The sequence below is a fragment of the Bacillus cereus group sp. BceL291 genome, from assembly GCF_051776705.1.
In the GTDB taxonomy this organism is placed as follows: Bacteria; Bacillota; Bacilli; order Bacillales; family Bacillaceae_G; genus Bacillus_A; species Bacillus_A cereus.
Map to the genome: position 1 here is coordinate 1 of NZ_JBPWAP010000125.1, position 9,704 is coordinate 9,704.

The window sequence follows — 9,704 nt, forward strand, 5'->3', positions numbered from 1 at the left end:
TTTTCGTGTTTAAGCTACACTTATAGCGGAACGTGCCGCACTGCCCGTGCTCATTTCCCCCTGCAAGATGATTCCCTTTTGTACTTGTAAAGCTTTTGCTACACCTGTTGCTACATGTGCTTGTACAGGGAATAATGGTCTTTGATATGTATCAAAATGAGATAATGCCTGATCTTTCATCGGTTGATGTAAGGGCTCATCCAATTTTGTAACCTTATCAAGCATGTCAGGTGAATATTCCAATAGGTATTCATTTAAATCATTAATTTCATTGATTTTTTCACCTGTACCTTCTTGCGGAAATTGACATTTCCCAGAGCGTATCATTTCTGATAAAAACTCTTTACAATCCGTTTCTTTTAGTAAGACTTGCGCAATCGTTAGAGAAGAAAACTCATTCTTATCAAAATACACCTCTAACGGTTGTAATAGATCTCTTGTTAGCATCTCCTCATAAATTGGCCTCGCCCATTCTTCTAAGATCGGTAAACCATACGGAGGAGCCATTAGGAAATCCCTTACTTGTTTCTCTGGCGCTTCGTCAATTGCAACAATATACTTTTCTTCTAATTCTCTAGAAAATGCAATAATTGCCTTCTTCTTATTTGCTGTTTGTGTGTTAATAAATTCAAACTGACCTTTTGAGTTTACATTCACTTTTTTATCTAAAATGTAATGTAATTCTTCTTTTTTTCCCTCTCCAAAATACAAACGATTAGTTCCCATTGATATGGCAGCACGGAATGACTTTAATGTACTGTCATTCGCACCTAGTACTGCAAATTGGATTTGTTGATGACGATTTACTGCCATTGCAAAACAAAAAGCTGTATGTGAGGCAACGGCTGTCTCCAATTGCAACATTGCTGGTGTTTGTTCCTGGTCAAATGTATCTTGTTGAATTATTTCTTGTATCATAAGTTTCCCTCCTAAAATAAAAAACGCATCTTATTCGATACGTCTCATGTCCTACTCATTCAATTTATTGGCTAAAAATCTATAAACTGTTTCCACTCTGGTAATGATTGTTCAGCCGCATGTAGCATATTACCTGCACCTAATTGAGAAGCACATAAACAAATGACTGTAAGTACAATAGCAATACGAAACATACGATTACTAAATTCCCATACGATAAATAATGCTCCTATTCCTAATAGTACAGACATAGCCTTCTTCCTTTCCTAGACAAGTTCTTTGACTTCACCGGTCGGTGTTGCGATGATAAATTTCGCGCGGCGTTTTTGTAAAACAACTTCTTTCGTTGTTTTTTGAAGTGGCTCAAATGAAGTTTCATAATACACATTCTCAGATCCACGGACCGCATGGAGTGTATCTCCTTCACCCAGTAAGCCGTCTGCCACACCTGTTATCAGCAATAGTCCTAATTGTCCGGAAGCAATCGGCATTTTCGCTCTTTCAGCAGCTGTTTTCTCACCTTGAAGTGAGTAACCATTCCCTCTATTTAAACGCTTTTTGAACGACGAGATACCTTCCGATTTCCCAACTCCTTCATAAGCACTTTTATAATCCACTCGTGATGTAAAAATAAGTTTGTTTTGATGACGCAATTCTGGTATAGCCCAGTCCTTACGATTTACCATTTCTGCTAATGTATTTACATGTTTTTTGACGAAAGAAAGGTCAGACATATTTTCGCAAAAATTAGCAAATCGATCATTGAAATATGTATCATTCTTCGTAGCTGCACGCTTACGGCCAATAAAAACACATTGCTTAAATTGCTCAAATTCTTCATTTTCATCGCCAAAACGCATTAATCCTATTTCCTCATAATGTTTTGCTATAAAATAGCTAATATCGTCCCTAGCAAATTTGTCGTATGGAATGACATACACCATAATCCCACCATCTTGTAAATAAAGGTGAGCACGCTTTAGGAAGTTGAACTCCATTTTCTCTGATTTTGTATTTTCTGTACGAAGCTCCGTATTATAAGGAGGATTTAAAAAAATAAGCGGAAAGTAGTCATGACTAATCATCATACTTTCAAAGTCCGAACACACCACTTCATCTAATTGCTCTTTTGCTTTTCCATATCGATTTGCATCTACTTCCACACCATATGTATCAATTTGTATGCTAACCTGTCTCACCTCATCTGCAAAACTTCGTAAAATTGTACCTTCTCCACAACATGGATCAAAGCAAGCATAAACTCGCTCTGGTTCCATTTGTAATAACTGTATTAAGTGTTTCCCTTCTAATAGTGGTGTTGGATAATATCCCGCCGCTAAATCGTTACCTATGCGCATTATATATTTCCCTCCAAAGTTCTTTTTGCAATAAAAAAAGGAAGATCCAAGTATATACATCACTTAGTTCTTCCTTTTACCCTCTATAAACTACCTCGACTTGCTTAAAATGGTAGTTCATCATCTGTAATCTCCGATAGCTCTTCCATACCAGCAAAAATATCATCCGGCTCTTGGGATTGCTCTTTTGTTTCCTGCTCTTTTGGATCATCTAATACTGTCCAAATCTTATCTTTTTTCATATCTATATCCCTCTATCCTTCTTACTTTTCTGTTTCATAAATAAGTTCTTCGTAGTCAAAAAGATAATCTTTCAACTTACGCATGATTTTACGAAACTTTGGTTCGGCTACGATCTTAGTACCACTATAAAAACTTTGTTGCCCAACAAAGCGCCATAAGATAACATAGCCTATGTTCATTTCCTGTATCCCTTCAATAAATAATGCGATTTCTTGAATGGCTTCTTTTTCATTCATAGCATGTGGTTTAAAGTATTGAAATTTACCAACTGGTAATATAATTTCAGCCTCGAAACAACCTCGCATTTGATTTAATCTTCCTCTTGTTTCAGATGACATTGTAGATGTAGCATATGACTTCTGTTGATATGTCTCATTTGCCTCTATTCGTGTTTTATGCTCCTCTACTGTTGGTACTAGTCGTAAGTGTCTACAATCTTTTTTCATTTTGTTTTATCTCCCCTAACTGTTTAATTTGCTATATTTTGATACATGGCCCCGCCTGCGAACTTGAAAACAACACAAAAAGAGCTTCTTCAAGTCGATTAATAATGTGTATAGCAAAATAAGCTATATATACACTAATCGGCTCAAAGAAGCCCTTTCAAAATTGAAACAAGACGCAACTTGCTTCTACAACTCAACCACAACACAATAAGGTGTGGGAATAAACGGAATCAATTAAACTAACAATATACCTATATATTTTATAATATCGTTATATATTTCAAGAAATTTTAATTAAAGTTAACGCATTACCAAAAGACTCCTTCTTTCTCAAGATTGTGAAGAACGTTAATCAAAAGGTATTTAATGCGTTAGACTTAATAAAATACTATCAAGTGTCTTACCACTTTCAATCCAAACACCTACTAGAGGTGTGACGGCCCATACAATTCCTTTAGACGTTTAGCACTAGCAATTTCAATTCACGTAACTATAAGAGGTGCGACACTAACTTTTTGGGTTGGAAGGCTGGCTTTAAAAATTTCAATCCGCGCACCTGCAAGAGATGTGACTTTCCTTTAATAAATTGATAGAGTATCTCCTTATAAGAAGATACTCTATCAACTATTCTGACGCTTTTTATTACATCCCATTAATAATCTCAACTATTAAATCATCTAATTCATGTACCAGTACAGTATAATCATCGATTGTTTTTGGCTCGTCAATATTCCGTTTAACCTCTAATAAACGATGTATTTTTGCAGAGGAGTATTGACCAAGTTTTGAACTATATGATCCCACCAACAAACTCTATGTACTTCTATAATTCCTTCAGGGCGTGCTGCTGATGCATCATTTTCAATCAATGGAACCAGTGCATTTTTCATCATCTCCGCATCTTCGTTAGTAAAACCTGTCTTTTCTGCTAACTGTGTATTAATACTTCCATAAAAAAACATAGACTCCAAAATCAACACGATGCTTTATCCCCGTTGTATCTGAACCTTTATCCTTCCCAAGCTCAGAATTTACACTTTTCTTAATCTGCATACAAGTAATATCAATCGGATCAACACTTGTTGCTGTATGAATTGAAACAGGTTCTCTTACTCCAACAGAGACACTAAATTACTATCAATTATCTTATCAGCCTTACTCCACACACCTACAAGAGGTGCGATATTCTTTGTGTGTTACTGTTGTATACGACTTAAAATTTCAATCCATGCACCTATATAAGGTGCGACAGAGGAGCATAAAACACGAATGGAAAATAACCAATTTCAATCCACGCACCTATTTAAGGTGCGACATCCCTGCTTCTATCATTCTCGGTCAAATGGTCTTTATTTCAATCCACGCACCTGCAAGAGATGCGACTTTCCTTTAATAAATTGATAGAGTATATCTTTATAAGGATACTTTCGTTCAACTATTCTGACGCTTTTTATTACATTCCATCAATAATCTCAACTTTTAAACCATCTAATTCATGTACCAATACAGTATAATCATCAATTGTTTTTGGTTCGTCAATATTCCGTTTAACCTCTAATAAACGGTGTACTTTTGCAGAGGAGTATTGACCAAGTTTTGAATTATGATCCCACCAACAAACTTTATGCACTTCTATACTTCCTTCAGGGCGTGCTGCTGATGCATCATTTTCAAACAATGTAACCAGTGCATTTTTAATCTTCTCCGCATCTTCGTTAGTAAAACCTGTCTTTTTTGCTAACTATGTATTAATACTTCCATAAAAGACATATACTCCAAAATCAGCACGATACTTCATACTCATCGTATCAGCACCTTTATCCTTACCAAGATCAGAATTTACACTTTTCGTAATCTGCATACTAGTAATATCAATCGGATCAACACTAGTTGCCGTATGAATTGAAGTAGGTCCCCTTACTCCAACAAAAACACTAAATTACTATCAATTATCTTATCAGTCTTACTCCATACACCTACAAGAGATGCGACGAAAGTAATCTAGATAAGGCAGCAAGTAATTTAATTTCAATCCATGCACCTATATAAGGTGCGACTTGTTTTTCACAAAGCATTAATACCAGCTACATATTTCAATCCACGCACCTACTAGAGGTGCGACATCCATTTGTTGTTACTTATGAACTACCGCCAATGATTTCAATCCACGTACCTACAAGAGGTACGACTTTTCTTTAATAAATGGTTGATTAACTTTTTAATAAATACGCTTTCCTTCAATTATTCTAACGTTTTCTTCATTACAGTCCATCAATAATAGCCACTTTTAAAATATCTAATTCTTTTACCAAAATGTTATAGTCATCAATTATTTTTGGTTCGTCAATGTTCCGCTTAATATCCAGTAAACGGTGTACTTTTGCGGAAGAGTACTGGCCAAGTTTTGAATTATGTTTCCACCAACAAACTTTATGTACTTCTATACTTCCTTCAGGGCGTGCTGCTGACCCATCATTTCCAAACAATGTAACCAGTTCATTTTTAATCTTTTCCGCATCACCTTTGGTAAAATCTGTCTTCCTTGCTCATTGCATATGAATACTTCCATAAAATATATAAGCTCCAAGATCAACACCATGCTTCATCCCCATCGTATCTGAACCTTTATCTTTCCCAGGCTCAGACATTACACTTTTCGTAATCTGCATACTAGTAATGTCAATCGGATTAACACTAGTTGTCGTATGAATTGAAGTAGATCCTCTTACTCCAACAGAGACACTAAATTACTATCAATTATCTTACCAGTCTTAATCTACGCACCTATATAAGGTGCGACTTCGATTGAACAAAAATTGATTCTTCCATATCCTATTTCAATCCACGCACCTGCAAGAGATGCGACTTTCATTTAATAAATTGATAGAGTATATCTTTATAAGAATACTTTCTTTCAACTATTCTGACGCTTTTTATTACATTCCATTAATAATCTCAACTTTTAAATCATCTAATTCATGTACCAATACAGTATAATCATCGATTGTTTTTGGCTCGTCAATATTCCGTTTAACCTCTAATAAACGATGTACTTTTGCAGATGAGTATTGACCAAGTTTTGAATTATGATCCCACCAACAAACTTTATGTACTTCTATACTTCCTTCAGGGCGTGCTGCTGATGCATCATTTTCAAACAATGTAACCAGTGCATTTTTAATCTTCTCCGCATCTTCGTTAGTAAAACCTGTCTTTTCTGCTAATTGCGTATTAATACTTCCATAAAAAACATAGACTCCAAAATCAACACGATGCTTCATCCCCATCGTATCTGAACCTTTATCTTTCCCGGGCTCAGAATTTACACTTTTCGTAATCTGCATACTAGTAATATCAATCGGATCAACACTCGTTGCCGTATGAATTGAAACAGGTCCTCTTACTCCAACAGAGACACCTTTTCCAGCTCCCCCTTTAAAGGCAAAAACTTGTCCAAAGCTTCTTACATCAATCCACTCTTTACATGCAATTGCAGCAAATTGTTCATGTGGATTATCCTTCGATTTTAACGCTTTGACTAAATCTACATTGGTTTCTGCTCGTTCCCTTAAACTATTAAATTGGTCTACCTTCCTGTCATTTGATTGAACAAAAATAGATTCTTCCATGTCTTGCAGACGATTTCTAATCTTTCGTTTAATGGCTACATCAGAGATTTCACCATGTCCATCATAATTTTGTCTTGGGCGATTTCCATTCAAAGGATCTCCATTTGGATTAGCTTTTGTAACTGATAGAACAACTGCAAAATCGATTTTGTGATCTAAAGTTTTCATTTTTAATTCTCCTCTCCAATATTTACTACATCATTTAGTGAAACATTTTTTTCTTTTTTTTGATACAATTCATGCCGTTGACTATAAAAGCCTAACAAGTATTTTCCAGACAGTGGTTTATTATTAAAATCTTCAATTTTTATCATTGAGCCAATCTCATCAATTAATTTGTTATAATACCAAACTTTCTCCCCTAAACGTGCTTGATACGGTTGTAGGGCCCCTTGAATGGTCCTCCATGTTCTTTCCGGATGTTGTGAAAAGGAATTCATATATCTCCTAGCATTTGTAGCACGTTGGTCACCATTATTTAATGCCTTTCTTTCCAAAACATCCGCAACCGCTAGAAGGCGTCCGAAGAGATAATCTCTATTATTATTTTCCTTATCTAATACCAATTGATATCCCTCCATTTTATTAATTAATGCACATGTAATACTTAATGTTTTTTCCCATTCCCATTTTTCCATTGATAGAGGGTTTGATGCACGCTGAAAGGCACTTCTAACAATGTCGAAAGGGATTTTTCTCTCATCTATGATGCAAGGAAGCATACGCTCCATCAAACTCTTGACTACTTTTTCGTTTGCTTTTGGCCCATAAGCAGCAAATGCAATATCTCTGGTTGACGGTGTCCCATAAAATTTAACAAATTCATTATCTGCATTTTTACGGTAACCATGCTCCCAGACACATGTAGAATGCCAGTTCTTCAACCTATTTAAATAAAGGTTTTTATCCATATTACGATAGTAAAGAACCGCTAATCTACCTGTTGTCGCTGAATCAAGCAAGAGAATATTTACATTTTCACTGGAAGATAAATTATTTTTATAACCATCAATTGCCTTAGCAACTTCATTGGCAAATTGTTCATGTGTATAGGATTTTATTTCTCGCTTTTTAGTTCCTCTTATATCCATAGAAAATATACTGTAACTATCCTCTACAATATCTGGAACATCTTCTGCATCATTGCCCCATACAAGAAATACACGTTGATCGATAATTTTTCCTTGCTTGTTAATAAGCCATTTCAATGCATTATGTGCTTTTTGGGACACATCATAGCTAATATTCGCTACTTCATTTGACGTAGTAAATCTTCCTCTAAATGTGAAACCTCTTAAATCATTTGAAGAGATTAACTTTGCTTGATCACTGGCATTTCTAATCTTTTTCGCATGTTTATCAGTACTCGGTTTTATTTCCCCTGTAACATAGCAGTAATCTTCATTATCTAGGAGGCCATCATAGAAATTAATAAAGGAGTTATGTATTTCTTTGTCTTGCCATACCTTTGATAGCATCTTATTTGGAGAATACACGGTAAATCTAACAAACGCGGCTTCTTGGCCAGCTGGAAGCACTGTAAAGATTTCGGGCTTGTTCCCCAGAAAAACTTCAACTTTTTTATCCCATTTTCCAATCAGCTTTTGGTTTTCATCAAGCCATAATATTTTGGTTTCTACCAAGTCTTTCACTAATTGTTTTTTTCTTAAGTATTTGTAAATGCTTTTTAATTTATCTGTAGAATATGGGGATTCTACCCAATTCCTTAGGTGTTCGATATAATAGCCAAATGACTCCTCTTCTTTTTTACTGCCGCCGTATTCACCAAAATCACCTGCAACGTAAGTTAATTTATCATGTAATGGATGAGGAACTTTATACGCTCCGGTACCAGACCTACTTGCAGAGTCTTCTGTACAAGGGATCAATGTATTGGCGTCGCTCTTATCTATGACTGTTGCTGAATGGAACTCCCCTTCTTCTGTAATTAAAACTTCAATATTTGCTGACTGAGTAGTGTGGGAAATAGGTAGCAATGTATATTCTTGGCCATTATATTTTTTTTCAATTTTACCGACTCGATCTAAATTTGATTGATAGGTCTCATACAAATTCAATAGCCAACTCATTTATTCACCTCCTTCTTCTAATTGTTTTATAAGCTCATCAACTGATTCAACGTTTGAACTGTCAAAAATCTTTGGATCCATCTTGGATATTTTACGGATTTTTGTACATTCTTCTGGTCGGATGAATTGAATAATTCCATCTCTCATTACCGGATTCCATAATCGAACTTCTAATTCATTCCTACCTGTTTCATCAGGATAATTAAGCCCATGAACCATTGTGCCTAAATGAATATCTCCACCATAATTATCGTAAAAGCCTTCTCCTTCGCCAAAAACACAAGGCTCCACATATCCTTGGCATTCTCTCGTTCCTAAAAAAATGTCTCGCCGTCCTCCAACTTTAAGTGAACGTTTTAGGATGTTATGATGCTTATATTCATTACGATCAAAAGCTAAATCAGGTCGATGATGATTAAAGATAAAATGAGCCTGAACTTGGTATCTTACATTCTTTAAATATGTGTAATTTGCGAGTGTATTTCCACCACCATATTCAATTGGACGAATACCTTTTGATTCCATTTTGATTGCATTCATAATTCTTATTTTATCTACAATCATAAGAAGAGTTGGCTTCCAGTAGATTGATTCAACAATCCCTTTGATAGCTTGATAAGTTGGTACTTGGTAAGTTAACTTTTCTCCTCCCATTTTCATCAAAGGATCTGTGAAAAGTGCGTAATCACCAAAAACCTCAAATTCAATAGAATTCCGCAAAGATTCTTCCTCCTTTTTCATTTTCATTTTCTATATTTTTCTAGTAAATTAATGATACTCCTCCTATGTAACTATATCAATATTTAGCGATTATATATTATATGAAATTTAAGAATTCTTTTGATGTGGTATAAAAACATCGATTAAAAACCCTATCTCAAACAAAGATAGAGTTTAAAATATAGCTGTTGTATTTGTCAATTAAAAATCCGGCCACATTACCATTGAAAGCCCAGCCACTTTTGTGAATTCTAATCAGTATCAATTTTTAATAAAACTGGCTGGATTTTCAATTATAAT

Annotated in this window: 7 protein-coding genes and 4 pseudogenes; all 11 read right to left on the reverse strand. The window is 35.1% G+C overall.

From position 1 onward, the window contains the following. Window positions 1-33: 33 nt before the first annotated feature. Window positions 34-918: pseudogene (locus ACS2CR_RS32240) on the reverse strand (hypothetical protein); the annotation flags it as partial. Window positions 919-989: 71 nt separating this feature from the next. After that, window positions 990-1,169: a hypothetical protein gene (locus tag ACS2CR_RS32245; protein ID WP_053512806.1), complete on the reverse strand. Its 180-nt coding sequence runs from the start codon at window positions 1,167-1,169 to the stop codon at window positions 990-992. Window positions 1,170-1,184: 15 nt separating this feature from the next. Further along, a complete protein-coding gene (locus ACS2CR_RS32250) occupies window positions 1,185-2,276 on the reverse strand; it encodes a DUF6094 domain-containing protein (protein ID WP_001219637.1) in 1,092 nt (363 codons plus the stop codon). Window positions 2,277-2,380: 104 nt separating this feature from the next. Next, on the reverse strand, window positions 2,381-2,518 hold the full coding sequence (locus ACS2CR_RS32255; RefSeq protein WP_000710813.1) for a hypothetical protein: 138 nt from the start codon (window positions 2,516-2,518) through the stop codon (window positions 2,381-2,383). Between the two features lie 21 nt (window positions 2,519-2,539). Then, the gene (locus tag ACS2CR_RS32260) at window positions 2,540-2,965 is read right to left on the reverse strand and encodes a DUF6018 family natural product bioysynthesis protein (protein ID WP_000710696.1); all 426 of its coding nucleotides are present in this window, start codon (window positions 2,963-2,965) and stop codon (window positions 2,540-2,542) included. 642 nt (window positions 2,966-3,607) lie between these two features. Next, window positions 3,608-4,090: pseudogene (locus tag ACS2CR_RS32265) on the reverse strand (type I CRISPR-associated protein Cas7); the annotation flags it as partial. A gap of 328 nt (window positions 4,091-4,418) precedes the next feature. Then, window positions 4,419-4,898: pseudogene (cas7c, locus tag ACS2CR_RS32270) on the reverse strand (type I-C CRISPR-associated protein Cas7/Csd2); the annotation flags it as partial. Between the two features lie 328 nt (window positions 4,899-5,226). Beyond that, window positions 5,227-5,706: pseudogene (locus ACS2CR_RS32275) on the reverse strand (type I CRISPR-associated protein Cas7); the annotation flags it as partial. Between the two features lie 195 nt (window positions 5,707-5,901). Further along, window positions 5,902-6,762 (reverse strand): type I-C CRISPR-associated protein Cas7/Csd2, encoded by an 861-nt coding sequence (cas7c, locus tag ACS2CR_RS32280; RefSeq protein WP_000853368.1) that lies wholly within the window; start codon window positions 6,760-6,762, stop codon window positions 5,902-5,904. A gap of 2 nt (window positions 6,763-6,764) precedes the next feature. Beyond that, window positions 6,765-8,684, reverse strand: a complete 1,920-nt coding sequence (gene cas8c / locus ACS2CR_RS32285) for a type I-C CRISPR-associated protein Cas8c/Csd1 (RefSeq protein ID WP_000118651.1) — start codon at window positions 8,682-8,684, stop codon at window positions 6,765-6,767. Further along, window positions 8,685-9,404 carry a type I-C CRISPR-associated protein Cas5c gene (gene cas5c / locus ACS2CR_RS32290; RefSeq protein WP_003319726.1) on the reverse strand — a complete coding sequence of 240 codons (720 nt, stop codon included), beginning with the start codon at window positions 9,402-9,404 and terminating at the stop codon, window positions 8,685-8,687. Window positions 9,405-9,704 lie beyond the last annotated feature (300 nt).

What these genes read in the sequence shown, in the direction of transcription:
- ACS2CR_RS32245 (WP_053512806.1), bottom strand. Translation starts at nt 1,169, where the DNA reads ATGTCTGTACTATTAGGAATAGGAGCATTATTTATCGTATGGGAATTT.
- ACS2CR_RS32250 (WP_001219637.1), bottom strand. Translation starts at nt 2,276, where the DNA reads ATGCGCATAGGTAACGATTTAGCGGCGGGATATTATCCAACACCACTA.
- ACS2CR_RS32255 (WP_000710813.1), bottom strand. Translation starts at nt 2,518, where the DNA reads ATGAAAAAAGATAAGATTTGGACAGTATTAGATGATCCAAAAGAGCAG.
- ACS2CR_RS32260 (WP_000710696.1), bottom strand. Translation starts at nt 2,965, where the DNA reads ATGAAAAAAGATTGTAGACACTTACGACTAGTACCAACAGTAGAGGAG.
- cas7c (WP_000853368.1), bottom strand. Translation starts at nt 6,762, where the DNA reads ATGAAAACTTTAGATCACAAAATCGATTTTGCAGTTGTTCTATCAGTT.
- cas8c (WP_000118651.1), bottom strand. Translation starts at nt 8,684, where the DNA reads ATGAGTTGGCTATTGAATTTGTATGAGACCTATCAATCAAATTTAGAT.